The 17,533-nt window shown below is 69.9% G+C and carries 20 protein-coding genes and 1 pseudogene; 8 read left to right on the plus strand and 13 right to left on the minus strand.

What is annotated here, in order from left to right; translation table 11 throughout:
- Window positions 1-154: 154 nt before the first annotated feature.
- Window positions 155-1,063, minus strand: coding sequence for an MBL fold metallo-hydrolase (locus ACZ5IK_RS07440; protein WP_465487005.1), 909 nt, complete (start codon window positions 1,061-1,063; stop codon window positions 155-157).
- 220 nt (window positions 1,064-1,283) lie between these two features.
- Here ACZ5IK_RS07440 and ACZ5IK_RS07445 point away from each other — a divergent pair, with 220 nt between their 5' ends.
- The 3 genes from ACZ5IK_RS07445 to ACZ5IK_RS07455 are packed head-to-tail and all read left to right on the plus strand — an operon-like array spanning window position 1,284 to window position 3,854.
- Window positions 1,284-2,141 carry a helix-turn-helix domain-containing protein gene (locus tag ACZ5IK_RS07445; RefSeq protein WP_005163455.1) on the plus strand — a complete coding sequence of 286 codons (858 nt, stop codon included), beginning with the start codon at window positions 1,284-1,286 and terminating at the stop codon, window positions 2,139-2,141.
- A gap of 28 nt (window positions 2,142-2,169) precedes the next feature.
- The gene (locus tag ACZ5IK_RS07450) at window positions 2,170-2,991 is read left to right on the plus strand and encodes an SAM-dependent methyltransferase (RefSeq protein WP_465487006.1); all 822 of its coding nucleotides are present in this window, start codon (window positions 2,170-2,172) and stop codon (window positions 2,989-2,991) included.
- Between the two features lie 14 nt (window positions 2,992-3,005).
- The gene (locus tag ACZ5IK_RS07455; RefSeq protein WP_465487007.1) at window positions 3,006-3,854 is read left to right on the plus strand and encodes an SAM-dependent methyltransferase; all 849 of its coding nucleotides are present in this window, start codon (window positions 3,006-3,008) and stop codon (window positions 3,852-3,854) included.
- Between the two features lie 13 nt (window positions 3,855-3,867).
- Here ACZ5IK_RS07455 and ACZ5IK_RS07460 read toward each other — a convergent pair whose 3' ends face one another.
- Together ACZ5IK_RS07460 and ACZ5IK_RS07465 are read right to left on the minus strand one after the other, a co-directional pair.
- On the minus strand, window positions 3,868-4,134 hold the full coding sequence (locus ACZ5IK_RS07460) for a hypothetical protein (protein ID WP_168214472.1): 267 nt from the start codon (window positions 4,132-4,134) through the stop codon (window positions 3,868-3,870).
- 5 nt (window positions 4,135-4,139) lie between these two features.
- Window positions 4,140-4,412: a hypothetical protein gene (locus tag ACZ5IK_RS07465; RefSeq protein WP_101611959.1), complete on the minus strand. Its 273-nt coding sequence runs from the start codon at window positions 4,410-4,412 to the stop codon at window positions 4,140-4,142.
- Window positions 4,413-4,762: 350 nt separating this feature from the next.
- Between ACZ5IK_RS07465 and ACZ5IK_RS07470 the strand changes: the two genes are divergently transcribed.
- Window positions 4,763-5,017 carry a DUF397 domain-containing protein gene (locus tag ACZ5IK_RS07470; protein ID WP_101611960.1) on the plus strand — a complete coding sequence of 85 codons (255 nt, stop codon included), beginning with the start codon at window positions 4,763-4,765 and terminating at the stop codon, window positions 5,015-5,017.
- Window positions 5,018-5,075: 58 nt separating this feature from the next.
- Here ACZ5IK_RS07470 and ACZ5IK_RS07475 read toward each other — a convergent pair whose 3' ends face one another.
- The 7 genes from ACZ5IK_RS07475 to ACZ5IK_RS07505 all read right to left on the minus strand — a co-directional run bounded on the left by ACZ5IK_RS07475 (window position 5,076) and on the right by ACZ5IK_RS07505 (window position 11,525).
- Window positions 5,076-5,624 (minus strand): hypothetical protein, encoded by a 549-nt coding sequence (locus tag ACZ5IK_RS07475; protein WP_465487008.1) that lies wholly within the window; start codon window positions 5,622-5,624, stop codon window positions 5,076-5,078.
- Window positions 5,617-6,750, minus strand: a complete 1,134-nt coding sequence (locus tag ACZ5IK_RS07480; RefSeq protein ID WP_465487009.1) for a hypothetical protein — start codon at window positions 6,748-6,750, stop codon at window positions 5,617-5,619. Before ACZ5IK_RS07480 ends, ACZ5IK_RS07475 begins: the two co-directional genes overlap by 8 nt.
- 19 nt (window positions 6,751-6,769) lie before the next feature.
- Window positions 6,770-7,189: a FixH family protein gene (locus ACZ5IK_RS07485; RefSeq protein WP_465487010.1), complete on the minus strand. Its 420-nt coding sequence runs from the start codon at window positions 7,187-7,189 to the stop codon at window positions 6,770-6,772.
- Window positions 7,186-8,634 (minus strand): hypothetical protein, encoded by a 1,449-nt coding sequence (locus ACZ5IK_RS07490; RefSeq protein ID WP_465487011.1) that lies wholly within the window; start codon window positions 8,632-8,634, stop codon window positions 7,186-7,188. The genes ACZ5IK_RS07485 and ACZ5IK_RS07490 overlap by 4 nt, the downstream gene beginning before the upstream one ends.
- Window positions 8,635-8,746: 112 nt before the next feature.
- On the minus strand, window positions 8,747-9,601 hold the full coding sequence (locus ACZ5IK_RS07495; protein ID WP_465487012.1) for an oxygenase MpaB family protein: 855 nt from the start codon (window positions 9,599-9,601) through the stop codon (window positions 8,747-8,749).
- Window positions 9,598-10,146, minus strand: coding sequence for a TetR/AcrR family transcriptional regulator (locus ACZ5IK_RS07500; RefSeq protein ID WP_465487245.1), 549 nt, complete (start codon window positions 10,144-10,146; stop codon window positions 9,598-9,600). The genes ACZ5IK_RS07495 and ACZ5IK_RS07500 overlap by 4 nt, the downstream gene beginning before the upstream one ends.
- On the minus strand, window positions 10,143-11,525 hold the full coding sequence (locus ACZ5IK_RS07505) for an amidase (protein WP_465487013.1): 1,383 nt from the start codon (window positions 11,523-11,525) through the stop codon (window positions 10,143-10,145). Before ACZ5IK_RS07505 ends, ACZ5IK_RS07500 begins: the two co-directional genes overlap by 4 nt.
- A gap of 74 nt (window positions 11,526-11,599) precedes the next feature.
- Here ACZ5IK_RS07505 and ACZ5IK_RS07510 point away from each other — a divergent pair, with 74 nt between their 5' ends.
- A complete protein-coding gene (locus tag ACZ5IK_RS07510; protein WP_465487014.1) occupies window positions 11,600-12,604 on the plus strand; it encodes a D-cysteine desulfhydrase family protein in 1,005 nt (334 codons plus the stop codon).
- A gap of 75 nt (window positions 12,605-12,679) precedes the next feature.
- Here the strand turns inward: ACZ5IK_RS07510 and ACZ5IK_RS07515 are convergent.
- A pseudogene (locus ACZ5IK_RS07515) lies at window positions 12,680-13,234 on the minus strand (DUF998 domain-containing protein); the annotation flags it as partial.
- 53 nt (window positions 13,235-13,287) lie between these two features.
- Window positions 13,288-14,061, minus strand: a complete 774-nt coding sequence (locus ACZ5IK_RS07520) for a hypothetical protein (protein ID WP_465487015.1) — start codon at window positions 14,059-14,061, stop codon at window positions 13,288-13,290.
- 62 nt (window positions 14,062-14,123) lie between these two features.
- Between ACZ5IK_RS07520 and ACZ5IK_RS07525 the strand changes: the two genes are divergently transcribed.
- Together ACZ5IK_RS07525 and ACZ5IK_RS07530 are read left to right on the plus strand one after the other, a co-directional pair.
- Window positions 14,124-14,333, plus strand: coding sequence for a sigma factor-like helix-turn-helix DNA-binding protein (locus tag ACZ5IK_RS07525; protein WP_004559389.1), 210 nt, complete (start codon window positions 14,124-14,126; stop codon window positions 14,331-14,333).
- Window positions 14,333-14,857 (plus strand): Clp protease N-terminal domain-containing protein, encoded by a 525-nt coding sequence (locus ACZ5IK_RS07530; protein WP_465487016.1) that lies wholly within the window; start codon window positions 14,333-14,335, stop codon window positions 14,855-14,857. Before ACZ5IK_RS07525 ends, ACZ5IK_RS07530 begins: the two co-directional genes overlap by 1 nt.
- Window positions 14,858-14,936: 79 nt before the next feature.
- On the opposite strand, the gene yczE is transcribed toward ACZ5IK_RS07530, so the two are convergent.
- On the minus strand, window positions 14,937-15,569 hold the full coding sequence (gene yczE, locus ACZ5IK_RS07535; RefSeq protein WP_465487017.1) for a membrane protein YczE: 633 nt from the start codon (window positions 15,567-15,569) through the stop codon (window positions 14,937-14,939).
- Window positions 15,570-15,630: 61 nt separating this feature from the next.
- Between yczE and yczR the strand changes: the two genes are divergently transcribed.
- Entirely contained in the window at window positions 15,631-17,085 is a 1,455-nt protein-coding gene (yczR, locus tag ACZ5IK_RS07540) for a MocR-like transcription factor YczR (protein WP_465487018.1), read from the plus strand.
- Window positions 17,086-17,533 lie beyond the last annotated feature (448 nt).

Consider the following 17,533-nt stretch of genomic DNA (forward strand, 5'->3'; position numbering starts at 1 on the left):
GGTGGGGGGGCTGGGGTTCGGGCGCGCGGGATTTTCGAGGTGTCGCGAAAGCCACTTTCGGGACGTCAGATGTCGCGAAAGTGGCTTTCGCGACATCCCGGGCCGGGAGTGCGGGGCGCTGCGGAGAGGGTCGTGAGCGAAAGCGCGGCGCGCGTCAGGAGAAGCACCGGATCGGGGCACCGTTGTAGGTGACCATGTCCGCCATGGCCGCCCCCAGGTCGATCGGCGCGCCCCACTCGAGGCCGTCCAGTTCGGCGTAGGCCCGGTGCAGGTTCGCGGGCAGTCGTTCCTGTTCGGACAGTGCGTCGTAGGGCCCCAGATCGGCTTCCCGGGCGGCTTGGAGCGGCGTCAGGCCCGCGGCCTTCCCTCGTGAGGCGAGTTTCTGCAGGAAACCCAGGTAACCGTCGACGACGTCGATCGCCTCGGGCCCGCACACCGGGCCGTGGCCCGGCACGATCGTCTCCGGTTCCAGCTCGCGCACCAGGTCCAGGGCCTTCCGCCAGCCCGCTGGCGAGCCCATCAGCGCGAACGGGCTGCCGCCGTTGAAGATCAGGTCTCCGACGAACAGCACCCGTCGCTCCGGCAGCCAGACCAGCACGTCGTTGGTGGTGTGCGCGGCGTGTCCAGGATGGATCAGTTCCAGCCGGACGTCGCCCGCGTGCACGGTCAGCCGGTCGTCGAACAGCACCTCCGGCGGCCGCAGCTCCAGATGGCCCCAGTCGCTCCCGGTGAACGCGTTCCCGTAGGTGTTGATCCCGGTCGCGACCATCACCTCGCGCGTCTTCCGGTGCCCGATGATCGTCGCGCCTGCCGCCAGGTAATTACCGTTCGTGTGATCGCCGTGGTGATGCGTGTTGACCACAGTGGTCACCGGCGCGCCCCTGGTCGACACCGCCGTTTCCAGCAGGGCTCGCGTGCGCCGTTCGGTCGAGCAGGTGTCGATGACCACGGTGTGATCCCCCGCCGCGACGAAGCCGCAGTTGTTGATCCACCACGAACCGTCGGGCTGCACGTACCCGAAGACACCGTCGGAGACCTGCCGGGCGAAGGGGGATTGGTCCACCCGGTCACTATGCCCGACGAACGTGCCCGAAATGTGACGAGATCGTTCCGCCACCAGGGTGACGTACCAGGTGACTGGTGTTTTCGGCCGTTTCCTGGAACGCTGCGCAATGTCATCATCGAACCCCGCAAGGTGAAGTACCCTGGGTGGGTTCGAGTATTCGCGCGCAGGACGGCGGGGAGCCGTTGTCCTGGCTATGTGGTCCGGGAGAGCAAGGCTGATGGCCAGCACCGTCACCTCGCGCCGGAAGCAGCTCGGGAACGAGCTCCGGCATGCCCGCAACGCCGCGCGGATGACACAGCAACAGGTCGCCGAGGTTCTCGGCTGCACCCAGGGCAAGGTCAACAAGATCGAGTCCGGTGCCGTCGGGGTCAAGCTCGGGGATGTGCGATCGATGCTGAACGCGTTCGGGATCAACGGCGACGAGGCCGACACGCTGATGAACCTGGCCCGCGCCGCGGCCGGGCAGCGCGGCCACTGGTCCGGTTACCGATCCGTGGTGCCGCACTGGTTCCGCACCTTCACCGACCTCGAACCCGCCGCCGCGGAGATCCTCACCTGGCACGGCGAGCGCATCCCCGGCCCCTTGCAGTCCGAGCACTACATGCTCAAGCAGTTCACCGAAGCGGGCGCCACCGACGTCACCTCGTTGGTGCGTAACCGGCTGGACCGCAAAGCCGTCTTCGAGCAACAACAGCCGCCCTACTACCGGTTCATCATCAGCGAAGGCGCCCTGCGCCGCGCTCCCGGCGGTTCCGCCCCGGCGGTGATGCTGGACCAGGTCGAGCATCTGCTGGCCCTGGACAAGCATCCGCGCGTGTACGTGCACGTGTTGCCCTTCGGCGCGCGGCTCGCCGCCGTGCCCAACGACTTCACCATTATGCGTTTTCCCGACCGCACCAGGGATTTCGTCTACATCGAACACTCCGCGGGCGGGTTGTACCTCGACGACGTCAAGGACTTCAACATTTTCGTCGACTCTTGGGACCGTCTGCGCGGCGCCGCGTTGGAACGCCAGGAGACCCGGCAGTTCCTCAAGGAACTCGCCGAGCTGTACCGCAATCAGATGCAATCCTGAGGAAGAACGACGTCCCTTGGGTAGGGTCATGCGCGTGGACCCGCAGTTCCTGCCCGAAGGTGTCGACCTCGAGCGGCCCAACGCCGCGCGGATCTACGACTGGGCCCTCGGCGGAACCGCCAACTGGGCGGTGGACAGGGAATTCGGCGAGCAACTCGTCAAGGCCTTCCCGCTCATCCGCGCCCTCGCCAGGGCCAACCGCGCCTTCCTCGGCCGCGCGGTGCGGCACTGCGCCGAGCACGGGGTGAACCAATTCGTCGACCTCGGCTCCGGCGTGCCGACGGTCGGCAACGTCCACGAGATCGCCGGAGAGGCCGACGGCGACAGCCGCTGCGTGTACGTCGACAACGAACCGGTCGCCGTCGCGCACGCCAGGATCCTGCTGGAGAAGAGCGGCGACCCCGCCCGGCACGCGGTGATCGGCGCCGACCTGCGCGACGCGGACGACGTCTGGGAACGCGCCTTCGACACCGGCGTGCTCGACCCGGCGAAACCGGTCGCCCTGCTCACCGTCGCCGTCCTGCATTTCGTGCCGAACCCCGGACTGGCCCCCGTCATCGCGCGGTACCGCGAACTGCTGCCCGCCGGTTCGTTCTACGGTCTTTCCCACGTCACGATGTCGGGCGTGGAAGGCGCCGAGCTGGAACAGATCCAGCGCGTCGTGAAGCAGTACGAACAGTCGAGTACGCCGGCGTCCTTCCGCGACGAGGAGGAGATCCTCGGCTTCTTCGGGGATTTCGACCTCGTGGCGCCCGGCCTGGTCCCGGTCGGCGCATGGCGGCTGGACGATCCCGGCTCGCCTACGCTTAACTGCGCCATCGGCGGGGTCGCCCGCAAACCCGCTTTCTGACGAGGTGTGACGGTATGACGACGCAGCAGGACCCCGAAGCCCCCGAAGGTGTCGACCTCGAACGACCCAACGTGGCCAGGGTGTACGACTGGTTCCTCGGCGGTTCGGCCAACTGGGCCATCGACCGCGAGTTCGGCGCGCAGGTGCTCAAGCAGTTCCCGGAGGTCAAGACGTTCGCCAGGGTCGGGCGCGACTTCCTCGGCCGCGGCGTGGGATACCTGGCGCGCCAGGGGATCACCCAGTTCCTCGACATCGGCTCCGGCGTGCCCACCGTCGGCAACGTCCACCAGATCGCGAGCGCGATCAACCCGGAGTCCCGCGTCGTCTACATCGACATCGAACCGGTCGCCGTCGCGCATTCCCAGCTGCTCCTGGAACGTGAGGGCCTGCTCGGGCGGCACGCGGTCCTGCAGGGCGACGTGCGGGATCCCGCCGACATCTGGAAGCGCGCCCTCGAAACCGGGGTGCTCGACCCCCGGCAGCCGATCGGGCTGGTCCTGGTCGGCCTGCTGTACTTCCTCGGCCCGGACGAACCCGTCCACGAGATGGTCCAGCGCTACATCGACCTGCTGCCGTCGGGTTCGTACTTCCTGTCCTCGCATCTGACCGAGGACGGCGTCACCCGCAAGGAGGGCGACAACCGGGAGAACGTCCAGGAGCTCTACAAGAAGACGAGCGCGCCGTTCCACCTGCGCTCCCGCGCGGAGTTCGCCTCGTTCTTCGACGGACTGGAGATGGTGGAGCCGGGGATCGACTGGATGGCCGCCTGGCATCTGGACGAAGCGGCGTCCCGCGCGAGCGACAGGTTCACCGACGACCCGACCTTCACCGGTGGTCTCGGCGGGCTGGGCCGCAAGCCCTGAGTGCTCCGAGTGATCAGGCCCGGCCGGTCAGATGCCCGATCAAGGGCGAAAGCTCGAACTGACCTTCGAGCGGCCGTCCGGTCCTGATCAGATCCCGGTGCGCGCCGCGCTTGCCGGGGAAATCCACTTCGGAGTTCCACGGCGGCTGCTTGCGCAGCGGCGCCTGGATGAGGCTGAACCCGAAACGCTGACGCAGTTCGAGACCGATGTTGCGGCGCTTCGCCGAAGCCAGGCGTTCGTCCTCACGGCGGAACAACAACGTGGTGAGGCGGACGGCCATCGCGGTCACACCCCCCGGCTCGGCCGCGGCAACCGCGTCTGGTCGGCCGAACCGGCCAGGCCGAGACAACGCTCACAGGGCATCCCCGAACCGACGGGGATCCATTCCAGGTGGTCGTAAGGCATCGCCGCGCCGCAACGGGCGTGCAGGAATTCGGGGTGCGAACCCCCCGAGTGCAGGTCGAAAAGATGCGCGGAGCGGCGGCTTTCGCCCGCCGTTCCGGCCATGAGCCTGCCGACGGCGAGTACCGTCGCCGGCATGGTGTCTTGAATGATCACGCTGATCCTCCCCCACGAGGTCGGCGGTGGGTGGTCATGCGCCGCGGGGTGTGGCCCCTGCCGGTCACCTGCCGTCGGTGCCCCGCTGGGACGGTGAAACCCCTGCTGAACGCCACCCGGTGACAACTGTCGCCGAGGTCGTTCCATACTGCGAGCGATTCACCAACAACCGAGCCCCGGCCGCTGCGATTAATCCTACTCCTGGAATAATCTTCATGTCGAGGGTGGGCAGAGTTGATCACCCACTTGGCCGTGCGGGATAGTCCCGTTGAGGCAGGGAGAAGCTGGGGCCGTGACGGTTCGCGCAGGTCGCGACTCGCACCCCCGACCGACGTTCGGAGGTACGACCAATGGCCGATTATCCATCGGCGGCGGATTACGATCCGACCACGGCCGTGTCGCTGTTCGACGACGCAGCTTGGGAGAAGTCCTTCGCGAGTGAGCCCAACGGCGGGAACTGTGTCGAGGTCAACCTGGGCAGGGAAGGCCTGGTGGGAGTGCGTGACACCAAACTGGCCGCGAGTCCCGTCTTCGTCTTCGATGCCGGTGAGTGGAACGCCTTCCTCACGGCGGTCAAGGCCGGACAGTTCGATTTGAGCCCATGACGAAAGGCTCGCGTGCCCATCGGGACACGCGAGCCATCCGATCTTCGGCCACTTCGAGTCACACCGTCGCCGGGAGCCCGTTGCCCCGCAGCCTGAGTTTGGTGCGCCGCCAGGCGACGGTGATCAGGACGGCGAGCACGATCAGCGGGATCAGGCTGATCGACCAGCTCACCGCCATCGGCGGCCCCGGCTGTTCGAGCACCGTCAGATCACGGAGTTCCCCCGCGCCCTTGCCCGCGGGCCCGTCGATCTCGAACCGGAACGTCCACGAGCCCTCGGTCTGCAGGGCGCGGATGTCCAGCCCCCACACCTCCAGTTTCCGCGGATGCTTCGCCAGCGGTTGCGGACGGCCCAGCCGCCCGGTCTCCGGATTGAGGAACGCGAGCGTCCCCGCCTTCCCGGCGATCCCGTCGTCCGGGATGAACGTGAAGTCCAGCGATTGCATGGCGCGCAACGGCCACGTGCTGAACCCGACCGTCATCCCGTACGGGCCGACCTGCACCCGTTCGGTGTGGACGATGTTCACCGGTTCGTAGGCGTTCGCCGCGGGGGTGGTCGCGAACAGCAACCCGATCGCCGCCGCCAGCGCCAGCAGTGTCTTACGCATGCGCGTTGTCCTCCTTCGCCGGCGCCAGCAGCCCCAGCATCCCGCCGAACCGCCACCCGGCGAACCCGCCGAGCAGCCCGAACACCGCGCCGACGGCGCCCGTCGCGAACACGACCGGCCAGTCGACCGAGGCGGCCCCGTAGACGATCGCGTTCTGGATCGGCATCGACGCGCCGACCAGAAGACCGCCGATCGCGCCCGCCAGTACCGAAACGCGGCCCGCGGACCAGCCACGCCGCGAAAGCAGGTAGACCGCTTCGAGCACGGCCGCGATCGGCAGCAGCGCCATCGGCATCATCGCGGGCATCGCGGGCACACCGTCGATGTAGTCCCGCATCGGCAGGCCGACGGCGCCCGCGTACGCCTCCGCGGCCCACGGCGAGAACCACCAGGTGATCGCCTGGATGACCGCCAGCGACGCGGCCACCCGGACCGCTCCGCCCGGCCGCCGCCAGAATCCGGCGCCCGCCGACACCAGCAGCACCGAAAGCAGCGCGATCCCCACGGAGATGACGTCGACCAGGTCGACGTCGATCTGCTGCAGCCCCAGCACGGTGACCGTGCTGAACGCGATCAGCACGCCGAGGGTGCCGACGACGCCGAGGGTGCCCCAGCGATGTTCCCGCGCGGCCGCGAACACCATGACCGTGCCGATGATGCTCAGCGTGATCGACAGCAGCAGCCCGATGTGCGGCGGCGAGTCGATCACGGCGTCGAAGCCGTATAGGCCGTGCCACCACTGGTCCCACAGGCCGTACAGCAGGAACATCGCCGCACCGGTCCCGGTCACCAGGTATCCGGCGGGCGCGGCGAAGACCCTGCCGAAGACGTTGATCGCGCGGCCGCCGACCCGGGCGTCGACCTGACGGCCCGCCCGGCGCGCGGCCGTGGTCATCAGCACGACCACGAGGCTCGCGAGCCCGGAGATCGCGCTGCCCGAATACAGGAACAGATGCGGCAACGTGAAGAACGTGTCCGGGCCGACGTCGCCGTGCCACTGGATGTCCCAGGTCAGCCCGATCAGCGAGATCACCGACCCGGCCAGCACGGTGCCCGCCGGGATCAGCCCGGTGCGTTCACTTCGTGCCACCGAGGCGACCCTCGCCCCTCCCGCGGTGAGATCCATACCCCCCGACCTCCCTCTCTTACTTGACCAGCAAAGGAAAAACGTGCTGCGTGGTGCCGGACGGCCCGCGCAGTGAAACGGTGATCTCCCACTGCCCCGACATCGGCAGCAGGACGTCGCCGGTGCGGAACAGGCCCGGTGCCTGCGGGAGCGCGGGCGACGGGGCGAGCGCGTGCCCCATCTGCGGCATCACCGGTTCGACGGTGACGACGTCCGGCGCGGCACCGGTGACGGTCAGCGCGAAGACATTGCCGCCCTGGTGCGGATCGGTGACCGACAACTCCACCGTGGACGCACCCCGGGTCGAGCGCTGTACCTGGTCCCCGCCGCCGCTCGGCCACACCAGCCAGGCGACGATCGCCGCCGCGAGCACGGCGACCACCGAGATGAGCAGCACGGGTCTCCGTCTGTCCACTGTGGATTTCACCGTGGATGTCACTGGGGTGCGCCTCCTTGCGGGACTTCGAGCTGCATGGGCACGGTCAGCACCCGGTAGTCGCGTTCGGCCTGCAGCCAGATCCGGTACTTGCCGGGGGCGGCGAAGGTGTAGGTGAACGGGACGTCGGGGCCGTACGCGGCGACGGTCTCATCGGGCTTTCCCGGCATACCGGGCGACTGCGGGATCATCGAGTGCACGTGGGCCCAGGTCGGCGCGGCAGCGGCGTCCGCGCCGACCCGGCGATCGTCGGTTATCGGGCCGACGACGATCAGGTGGCCGAGCATGCCCAGCCACGGTTGGAGATCCGCCTTGCCGAACCGCGCGGTGATCGTGGTCGGCGTACCCGGCTTGATGTCGACGTCGACCGGATTCCCGTCGACGACCCGCGCACCGGCTCCGGTGGGCACGGGTTCGGCAGGGGAGTCGGTGCCTGCCGCGACCGGCAGGGTGGTGCGGACCAGTTGCACCCCACCGCCCCGCCGGGCGAGTTCCGCGGCGACGGCGTAGGTCCCGGCCTCGGGCGGCGTGAACTTCACCCGGTAGTCGCCGGGGCCGACGCGCACCGGATGCAGATGCCAGAGCCTTCCCGTCGGCGAGATGACGACGAGGTGGATCAAAGCGTTGTCGTGCACCAGAAGATCGTCGACCGGGCGGCCGGTCGCGCCGTCGGCCACGGCGAGCCGGACGTCGGCGAGACTGCCCGCCTTGGGGTTCGCGGAGTGCACGGCGAGGTTCACCGGAGGCCGCGAGAAGTCCACAGTGGACATCTGCGCGTTCGCGTACGGGTCCTGAACGTTGTCGATCGTCGGGTCCAGTGCCGCGCCCGGCGCGGGCGGCGCCGGGGTCGACGCCGAGAGCATCGCGCCGGTGACCGCGACCGCGAGCGCGGCGACCATCCCGCCGGCGGGGATCAGCGCGAGCTGCGGCCGTTTGACGCGCATCGCGACGACGAGGCCGATCACCAGGAACACGCCCGCGCCCACGAAGCCGCCGAAAGTGGCCTTCTCCCAGGGCGGGATGACCCTGGCCGGGACGATGAACGGGATCGACGCGGTGTCCGTGCCGTCGTCGAGGCCGAGTTCCCACGGTCCCGGCTGGTCGACCCGCAGCAGCGCCGGGTGGGCGCCGGGTTTCCCGTCCAGCTGGACCGTGGTTTCGGAAAACGTCGTTCCCGCGGCGGACGCGCGCAGTTTCAGCGTTCCCGGCGCGCTTCCGGCGTGCGTGACGACGTCGACGTGCAGCGGGCCGGGCGCGATGTCCATCCGCCGCAGCACGACGGTGAGATCCCGGGTGCCGAGCGTCTGCGCGACCTGGACGTCCGCCCCGCTCGACGCGCCGTCGGCTCGCGCGGTGCCGCTCAACAGCAAGGACGCCAGCGCGCAGAGCACGAGCACGCGGGCGATGACCAACGGCGCCGCGCGCCGCCCCCTCGGTGAATTCCCCATCCCGGCTGAAGTTAGCGACGCCGGCCGGGGAAAGCGTCACGGCGCGGAGTGAACCGGGGTCCCCCGTAAAGGGGACTGTGGCCCTTACGCCGGTGGGGGGTGACCCTGGAAGTCAGCCGCCCAGGAAACGGTACGCGCGCGGATGCGCACGGAACCACACGTTGAGCCTGCCGATCCGGCGTACCAGCGAGGACCGCAACGTCACCGGCACCAGCCCGCCGATCAGCCTCACGACGGTGCGAAACCGGTCGAACCGGCGCTGGTCCTTGTCTGTCCACTGTAGACTGAGTCGATCACGCAGCGCGGGCGGCAGCGTGCCGCGAAGGACGAACATCTGCCCTCGATACTGCCACCGCTGCGGCCGGGTCCACCGTTTGTCGGGTAGCCACCGCCAGGGTTTCTTCACCGTCCGGATGGTCTCGAACAACGTCGAGATCGTCTCGTTCGGGCCGAAGCCGTCGATCATGTCCGCGTAGTACCGCTCGAATTCCGGCCACGTCGGCGGCAGGTCTTGCGCACGCAGGCCGAGCAGCCGCCCGACGTCGCACATCTGCGCGTAGTACTCGTCCAGTTCGGACGCGGTCATCGGCGTGCCGTAAAACCGTTGCGTGTCAACAGGAACCATGACGAGCGTGGCGTGCACCCAGGCGTAGGCGTGCGGGTTGAGCGCGCTGTACCGGCGGCCGTCGGCGTCGACCCCGGTGAACTCGCGATGCAGTGCGCGCAGCCGATCCGCTTCGTAGCGCGCGCCTTCCGGGCCGCCGTAGATGTAGATGGACAGCGACGCGGCCGTGCGCATCAGCCGCGTCCACGGATCCTCGACGTAGTCGGAATGATCCCGGACCCCGGCCGCGACCACCGGATGGGCGACCTGCAGCACCAGCACCTGGCCCGCCATCAGCCCGGCACGGAAGTCGCCGAAGTACCTCCACGCCGCCGTCCCCTTGACGATCGGCGGACCGTTCATGACGCGCCGCGGATGAGCATCATCAACGGCTGCGCCACCCCGACACCGTCGTCACCCGTGGCGAGCCTGCGCAACTGCAGCCCGGCGATCAGTGCCACGACCGGACCGGTCAGCCGCTCCGGCGACGGCACACCCAGCGTCCGGAGGATCACCAGCGCGAGTTCGTCGTAGGCGGCGAAACACCGCGCGGCCGCGTCCTGGAGTCCGGGGTCGCGCGCGGCCTGCAGGTACAGCTCGTGCGCGCCGAGTTCGTCGGTGCCGAAAGGCAGCTGCGTGATGACCTGTTCGACCACCGAGGCGGCCTGTTCGACGCTCAACCCCTGCTCGCGGTAGGCGTCGACGAACCCGGTCAGCTTCGTGGTCTCTTCCTCGACGAACAGCAGCATCGCTTCGCGCAGCAACGCCGTCTGGCTGGGGAAGTGGTAGGTCAGCGTGCCGAGCGAGACAGCGGCCGCGGTCGCGATCCGGCGGTTGGTCAGCCCGCCGACACCCTGTTCACCGACCACCTTGAGCGCGGCGTGGAGGATGTTCTCGCGGGTGTTCACCAAGCGGTCTCGGGTTTGCGGTCCTGCCACCGTTCGACCTCTTCCAGTTGCGCGGCCAGCGAGATCAGCCGTTCCTCGCCGTGCGACGGGCCGAGGAGTTGCCCGCCCAGCGGCAGGCCTTCCGGGCTCAGCCCGGCGGGGACGTTGACCCCCGGCCAGCCCAAGACGTTCCACGGCCAAGCGTAGGGGCACGCGGCGATCATGGCCTGGTCGGTCTGCCAGCCGGTGAGCTTGTCGAAGGTGCCGATCCGCGGCGGTGGCGTCGCGGTGGTCGGCGTGAGCAGGACGTCCACCCGGCCGAACACCGAGCCGATCTGCCGCTGCAGCAACGGTTCCGTCGCCCTGGCGAGCCGCAGTGCCGGACCGGCGAGCGCCGAGCCCTGCCGTGCGTTGGCGCGGGTGCGCGGGTCGAGCCGGGCCTGGTCCGGGACGCGACGGGACCAGTCACGCACGCCGACGAGCGACCGCGGCAGGAAGGTCAGGCCGATCAACCGGTAGTCGGGTTCGACCTCGACGATCTCGTGGCCGAGTTCGGCGAACCGTTCCGCGAGCCGGACGACGGCCGTGTGCGCGTCCGGGTCGAGCCGGGTTTTCGTGGCGGTGAAAGGGATCCGCGTGGACAACCCGATGCGCAGCCTGCCCGGTTCACGGCGGGCGGCGGCCTGGAACGCGGTCCCGGTGCCCGCCGCGACGTCGAGCAGCAGGGCCGCGTCGGCGACGGTGCGCGCGAGCGGGCCGACCACGGTCAGGCCGTGGAACAGTTCGCGTTCGGTCGGGACGCGGCCGCGCTGCGGTTTGATCCCGACCAGATCGGTCCACGCGGCCGGGATCCGGATCGACCCGGCCCCGTCGGAACCCAGCGCGGCGGCGATCACCCCCGACGCGATGGCCGCCGCCGCGCCGCCGGAGGAACCGCCCGGGGTCCGCTCGGTGTCCCACGGATTGCGGGTCGCGCCGAACGCCGGGCCTTCGGTGAACGGCCATTGGCCGAGTTCCGGGGTGTTGGTCTTGCCGATGAGCACCGCGCCCGCCCGGCGGAGCGCGGCGACGGGCGGGGAGTCCGTTGTCGCGGGGGAGAAGTCGCCGTCGCAGCCGAACGCCGTCGGCAGTCCGGTGACGTCGAGGTCGTCCTTGATCGCGGTGGGGACGCCGAGCAGGGGAGCGGTCTCGCCGCCGGCCAACCGGCGGTCGGCGTCCTCGGCCTCGCGAAGGGCTTCCTCGGTGCGAAGACATTTGAAGGCGTTGAGAGTCGGCTGACTGGCTTCGGCTCGTTCGAGCGCCAAGCGCGTGAGCTCGACAGAAGTCGTGGCTCCGGTGGCGAGCATCGAGGCCTGTTCGGCCAGGCCGGTGAACGCGAGGTCCGGTTTCGAGGTGGTCATGACTCCCCCTGCGTGTCTCGTTCGTTCAAACGAACGATACCACCGAGTAGCCTCGGTGTGGTTACGTGACCTGCATGAACTTCGATCGCTTCCCTCGCGTCGACCTCGGCGGCCGTCCGACGCCGCTGCATCCCGCACCCCGGCTGGGCGAGGCTCTCGGCCTGCCGAACCTGCTGCTCAAACGGGACGACGTGCATCCGCTCGGCCTGGGCGGCAACAAGCTGCGCAAGCTCGAGTTCCTGCTCGGCGCGGCGATCGAGGCGGGCGTCGACACGGTGATCACCTTCGGCGCGCTGCAGACCAATCACGGCCGCCAGACCGCCGCGGCCTGCGCGAAGCTCGGGTTGCGGTGCGAACTCGTGCTCACCGCGAAGGTTCCTCGTGATGGTGACGCGTACGAACAGTCCGGCAACGTCCTGCTCGACCACCTCTTCGGTGCGAACGTGCACGTCTGCCGCGACGGGGTGGAGACCGGCAAGACCTACGACCGGCTGATCACCGAGGCCGCGGCCGAGGGGCGCGAGGTGGCCACGTTCCCCGTCGGCGGCTCCGACGCTGTCGGCGCACTCGGGTACGTGGCGGCCGCGAGGGAGATCGCCGGGCAACTCGCCGACCGCGGTGTCACCAAGGCGCGGCTGGTCGTCCCGCACGCCAGCGGCGGGACGTCGGCCGGGCTCCTCGTCGGGACGACGGACCTCGACTGGCTGACGCTCGACGTCGCCTGCGTCAGTCACCCGGTCGACGAAGCCCTGGACAACCTCGCCGACCTCACCACCGCGGTCTCCGCGTTGTTGGGGACCGCGCCGCCGTCACTCGAAGGTCTGCGCATCGACGACCGCGCGATCGGCCCCGGCTATGGTGTCCCGACCGCCGGGACGTGGGACGCGGTGCGGCTTTTCGGCCGTACGGAAGGGATCGCGCTCGATCCCGTGTACACCGGCAAGGTGGCCGCCACGCTGGTCGATTGGGCCGCCGAAGGCCATTTCGCGGCCGACGAGCACGTCGTTTTCCTGCACACGGGCGGTTCGCCCGGACTGTACGGTTACGCCCCCGAATTCACCGGCACGGTGGGCCGCTGACGCGACCTTCAGCACCCCGGCGATCAGGATCACGTGCGCCACCAGCGAAAGCCGCTGCATGACGCCGACCGGGAAGATGTCGGTCAGCGTCATGAAGAACGGGATGTCGGACAGGCGCACGAAGATGAAGCTGAGCCCGAAGACGATCAGCCCCGCCGCGCTGCCCCAGGCCAGGCGGCCGACCTGCCTGGCCGCGGGGGTGCCGCGCAGGTTGTCGCGGAGGGTGAACCCGGCGGCGGGCAGGCTGAGGAACGCGATGAGACACGCGTACAGGTGGATCTCGCCGCTGACCGGGTCCGGGTACTCGGGGTAGCTCGCGGGGAAGACCGCGGCCGCCGCCAGCCCCAGCGACCACAGCACGAACAGCAGTTTCGTGGTGCGGCTGAGCGGGATCCCGGCCGCGGCCAGCGCGCCGAGCGCGGTGAGCGAGCCGATGGACAGGGAGAGCACGCTGGCCCCGAGCATGCCCGTGCCGCGGTCGACGTAGGCGTAGCTGGACAGCGTGTCGAAAACCGGATCGCGTGAGCTGATCAGATGCAGCACGACCATGGTGACCAACGCCCAGCCGATGGCCGCGCCCGACGCGATCAGCCAAGGCTTGGCCCGCGATCTCTCCCCAGGGAACGTCATGCGTCCAGCGTGCTCGCGAGGCCGCGGATTTCCGATCCGGGAAGCCCCCGGTTTTACCCTGGGGCTAACCCTAACTCGACCACTACCAGTAGCTGGTCATCGTGCCTTTTCGCGCGGGGCCAGCGCTCGCCGTCCGGGTCCTGTTTCTCCGCCGTGCGCACCGCGTCGAGAACCGCGTCCGGACCACGCTTCCGGCTCATGGCGAGGACCTCGGGCCAGTCGAACAGGCCGTACTCGTCGACACCGATCGCGACACCGTCCGTGGCCAGCAGGAGGGCTTCGACCTCCGAGCGCGGCCAGCTGCGGCGGACGGCCTCCGTGGCGGCTTTCGGTTCCGCCTCGGCGACCCAGAAGCCACCCGGCGCGTTGCGTTTTGCGCGGACTTCGGCCCCCGTGCGGAGCTGGCCACTGTCGCGCAGCGTGGCCAGCCTGTCATCGGTGAGCGGGTCGACGCCGGAAGGCCCGAAGGCGATGATGGGGCTGTCGGCGAGCACCAGCCCGTCGACGGTGTCGTCCGTCCAGCGCGCGATCGAGACCGTGCTCGATGGCGAGTGCCCCGGTTCGAGACCTTCACGCCGGGCGACGTCGGCGATCGACCCGGCCAGCAGCGCCGCGAGATCCGCCTCTGGTTCCGCGCTCAGCGCCTGCGAAAGGCTGCGCACGAGCAGGCTCGCGTACCAGCCGCCGGGCGGCAGATCCGGATGCGGCGAGGTCGCCCCGTCGAGGATCACCACGGCGTTGTCGAGTACGGCGACGTGGTCTTCGGTCGGGCGCGGTGCTCCGTCCGCGCCTACTCCGTCCCTTTCCGCCACTGCGATTTCGGCCATGTCCCCGACCCTAACTGTCAACCGAGGTTGACGTCGGCGTCATGTCAACGTAGGTTGACATCATGACCGAAGCGACAGATCTGGCCGCGCGAGCCGGTGACCGCGATCCCCGGGTGGGGTTGCGCGCCGTCGCCGCTTTGCGCCGGCTGTTGGAACAACTCGAGGCGGTGCAGGTCCGCAGCGCGCGGGTGCACGGCTGGTCCTGGCAGGAGATCGCGGCCGAGCTGGGGGTCAGCAGGCAAGCGGTGCACAAGAAGTACGGGAGGCACTGATGTTCGAACGGTTCACCACCGAACTCTGCGAGGTCGTCATAGGGGCTCAGCACGTCGCGTCGGACGAGGCTTCCGCGAACGTCGACCCGCTGCACCTGCTGACGTCGCTCGCCCGGCACACCGGCGTGCTCACCACGCTGGGCTGCCCGGCGGACGAACTGGCCGACGACCTCCGCCGCGTCCGCCGCCGCGGCGGGATGAGCGACGCCGATGTCGAAGCGCTGAGCGGGTTCGGCATCGACGTCGAGCACATCGTCGAGCGGGTCGAGGAGACTCACGGACCCGGCGCGCTGACCGGGGGGCAGCGCGCCGGGCGAGGCCATCGGCCGTTCACGCAGGAGGCGAAGAAGGTGCTGGAGAAGAGCCTTCGCGAAGCCATCGATGTCGGCGACAAGCGGATCGAGGCCGAGCACCTCCTGCTGGCGCTGACCGCCGTTCCCGGCCCGGCGGCCGACGTCCTCGCGCAGCGGGGCATCGACTACCTCGCCGTCCGGCGCCTGCTGGAGCAGCGGGCGGCCAGCTAGCGGGGGCTGAAGGACGCTTTCCCCGCATGCCATGCGGGGAAAGCTCCCTTCGCCGCGTGCGACGCGGGGAAAGTCCCCTTCAGCTCCGTGCGCGCTCACGCCAGACGACGTACGGCAGGAACGCCTGCGTCAGCGGTCCGATGGCGAGCGCGTAGAGGATCGTGCCGACACCGACCGTGCCGCCGAGCAGCCAGCCCGCGGCGAGGACGGTGATCTCGATGAGGGTCCGGACGAGGCGGATCGACCTGCCCGTCCTGGCCGCGAGACCGGTCATCAGCCCGTCGCGGGGGCCGGGCCCGAGCCGCGCGCCGACGTAGATCGCGGCGGCGAGACCGTTGAGCACGACGCCGGCGACCAGGTTGACGATCTGCCAGCCGAGGACGTGCTGGTCGGGCAGGAAGATCCGCACGAGGTCCACGGTGAGCGAGATGACCACGATGTTGGCGGCGGTGCCGATGCCGGGCCGCTGCCGCAGGGGGATCCACAGCACGAGCACCAGGACCGAAGCGATCGCGGTGACCGTGCCGAACGAGAGGCCGGTGATCTTCATCAGGCCTTCGTGCAGCACGTCCCACGGGTCGAGGCCGAGGCCCGACCTGGTCAGCATGGCCATGCTGGCGCCGTAGAGGGCCAGCCCGCCGACGAGCTGGATCGAGCGGCGGGTGGTGTCTTGGGAGATGCCGACGGGTCGGAGATCGAGTGTAAGTGCCACGAATGCACCATCAGGGGTAAGTGGCTACCTTGACCATGGCCAATCTGGAACAATTGGTCTTATGGAGCCGCTGATCCCGCTGACTGGACGCGTTTCGGGCCTGAAATTGGCCACTTTGCTGGGAAGTTGGCGGCAGAGTGGTTCTCGACACGGTGCCGCGGATCTCGCGGCGGCCGTCGAGCTGCTGGTCCTCGACGGCAGGCTGCCGCTCGGCACGAAACTCCCGGCCGAACGGGAGCTCGCCGAAGCGCTGGAGGTCAGCCGCACGCTGATCGGCGCCGCGCTGGACAAGCTTCGGGCCGACGGGCTGGTCGCCAGCCGTCGCGGGGCGGGCTCCTGGATCGCATCTCCCGGCGGGCGCGGGCGGGACGCGATCCTGCCGTCCGGGGAGGACCTCATCGACCTCGCCCAGGCCTGTCCGCCCGCCATCGCCGGTCTGGTCCCCGCCGTGGACGCCGCGCGGAAGGCGCTGGTGGATCACCTCGGCGAGAACGGCTATCACGTACGCGGGCTGCGGGTCCTGCGCGAGCGGATCGCCCGCCGCTACACCGACCGCGGCCTGCCGACCAACGCCGATCAGGTGATGATCACCAACGGCGCGCATCACGCGTTCGTGCAGGTCCTGCGGATGCTGGCCGGTCCGGGCGACCGGGTTCTGGTCGAGCAGCCGACGTATCCGAACGCGCTCGAAGCCATCGCCGCCGCGCACGCCATCCCGGTCCCGGTGCCGCTCGACCCGGCCACCGGCTGGGACATCGTCGGGATCGAGGCCGCGCTGCGCCAATCCGCGCCGAGGCTCGCGTACTTCGTCGCGGACTTCCAGAACCCGACCGGCCTGCGCCTGGACGCCGTCGGAAGGGAGCGGCTCGCGGCCGCGCTGAGCCGCGCGCGGACGCCGGCGATCATCGACGAGACGCTGGTCGAACTGGATCTCGAAGGCGATCCCGCCGACGGGCCGCCGCCGCTGGGCGCGTTCGCGGGCGATCTCGGCATCACGATCGGCTCGGCGTCGAAGTCGCATTGGGCGGGGCTGCGGCTCGGCTGGATCCGCGCTTCGGAGGACGTCATCGGCAGGCTGGTCGCGGCCCGTTTCGCCGTCGACCTGGGGTCCCCGGTCTTCGAGCAGCTGGTCCTCGCCGAGCTGCTCGAAGACGGCGGGGCCGCGCTGGCGCACCGTCGCGAGGAGACGCTGGCCCTGCGCGACGCGCTGACCGGGGCGCTGAACTGGTACTGCCCCGAGTGGACGTTCACCGTGCCGCCCGGCGGGCTTTCGCTCTGGTGCCGTCTTCCGGAGCCGATGAGCACGCGCCTGGCCGTCGCGGCGGCTGGGCACGGGGTGCAGGTGGCGCCGGGCTCGCGTTTCGGTGTCCACGGTGGACTGGAGCGCTGGCTGCGGCTGCCGTACGCGCTCCCGGCGGACAGGCTCTTCGAGGCCGTGCGGCGGCTGGGCGCGGCCGCCGCCTCGGTGGCGGCTACTCCGGCCACGGCCGCTCCCGTGGCCGTCCAAGTCACCTGACACCCCCCCGCGTTTCGTCCTCTAGTTGCGGTAGTTGGTGGTGCCAACTACCGCAACCAGAGGACGAAACGCGGGGTGGGAAAACGGCGGGGTGGGGAAACGGAAATAGCCGGTGCGCCGGCGGGGCGGCCGATGCTCCAGGGAGGGCATCGGCGCCGCACGACCAGCGCACCGGCTATCCGGCCCGCCCCGAGACCGGAATCTCGGGACGGGCACCGCGGCGGTTACCCGGCACAGCCCCTCGACGTGCCGGGAACCGCCCGCGGTTCAGGTGGTCTTCGAGCTTGGCCGGCTCCTGCTCGGCGCGGTGAGCAGAAGCCCCCGAAGTCCACCCGGTGCTGGTCCCGGCGCCGCCCCAGGGGCAGTGCGGCGCCGGGGCCGGGATCCGAACCGGCCGGGCGCGGTCGGCCGTTCGGAAAGACAAGGGGTTACCTGAACGAGGGCAGGC

The organism is Amycolatopsis sp. NPDC031561 (genome assembly GCF_055580625.1).

Excerpts from the sequence above, each read along its gene's own strand:
- ACZ5IK_RS07445 (WP_005163455.1), top strand. The coding sequence starts at position 1,284 with ATGGCCAGCACCGTCACCTCGCGCCGGAAGCAGCTCGGGAACGAGCTC.
- ACZ5IK_RS07450 (WP_465487006.1), top strand. The coding sequence starts at position 2,170 with ATGCGCGTGGACCCGCAGTTCCTGCCCGAAGGTGTCGACCTCGAGCGG.
- ACZ5IK_RS07455 (WP_465487007.1), top strand. The coding sequence starts at position 3,006 with ATGACGACGCAGCAGGACCCCGAAGCCCCCGAAGGTGTCGACCTCGAA.
- ACZ5IK_RS07460 (WP_168214472.1), bottom strand. The coding sequence starts at position 4,134 with ATGGCCGTCCGCCTCACCACGTTGTTGTTCCGCCGTGAGGACGAACGC.
- ACZ5IK_RS07470 (WP_101611960.1), top strand. The coding sequence starts at position 4,763 with ATGGCCGATTATCCATCGGCGGCGGATTACGATCCGACCACGGCCGTG.
- ACZ5IK_RS07475 (WP_465487008.1), bottom strand. The coding sequence starts at position 5,624 with ATGCGTAAGACACTGCTGGCGCTGGCGGCGGCGATCGGGTTGCTGTTC.
- ACZ5IK_RS07480 (WP_465487009.1), bottom strand. The coding sequence starts at position 6,750 with ATGGATCTCACCGCGGGAGGGGCGAGGGTCGCCTCGGTGGCACGAAGT.
- ACZ5IK_RS07490 (WP_465487011.1), bottom strand. The coding sequence starts at position 8,634 with ATGGGGAATTCACCGAGGGGGCGGCGCGCGGCGCCGTTGGTCATCGCC.
- ACZ5IK_RS07495 (WP_465487012.1), bottom strand. The coding sequence starts at position 9,601 with ATGAACGGTCCGCCGATCGTCAAGGGGACGGCGGCGTGGAGGTACTTC.
- ACZ5IK_RS07505 (WP_465487013.1), bottom strand. The coding sequence starts at position 11,525 with ATGACCACCTCGAAACCGGACCTCGCGTTCACCGGCCTGGCCGAACAG.
- ACZ5IK_RS07510 (WP_465487014.1), top strand. The coding sequence starts at position 11,600 with ATGAACTTCGATCGCTTCCCTCGCGTCGACCTCGGCGGCCGTCCGACG.
- ACZ5IK_RS07520 (WP_465487015.1), bottom strand. The coding sequence starts at position 14,061 with ATGGCCGAAATCGCAGTGGCGGAAAGGGACGGAGTAGGCGCGGACGGA.
- ACZ5IK_RS07525 (WP_004559389.1), top strand. The coding sequence starts at position 14,124 with ATGACCGAAGCGACAGATCTGGCCGCGCGAGCCGGTGACCGCGATCCC.
- ACZ5IK_RS07530 (WP_465487016.1), top strand. The coding sequence starts at position 14,333 with ATGTTCGAACGGTTCACCACCGAACTCTGCGAGGTCGTCATAGGGGCT.
- yczR (WP_465487018.1), top strand. The coding sequence starts at position 15,631 with ATGGAGCCGCTGATCCCGCTGACTGGACGCGTTTCGGGCCTGAAATTG.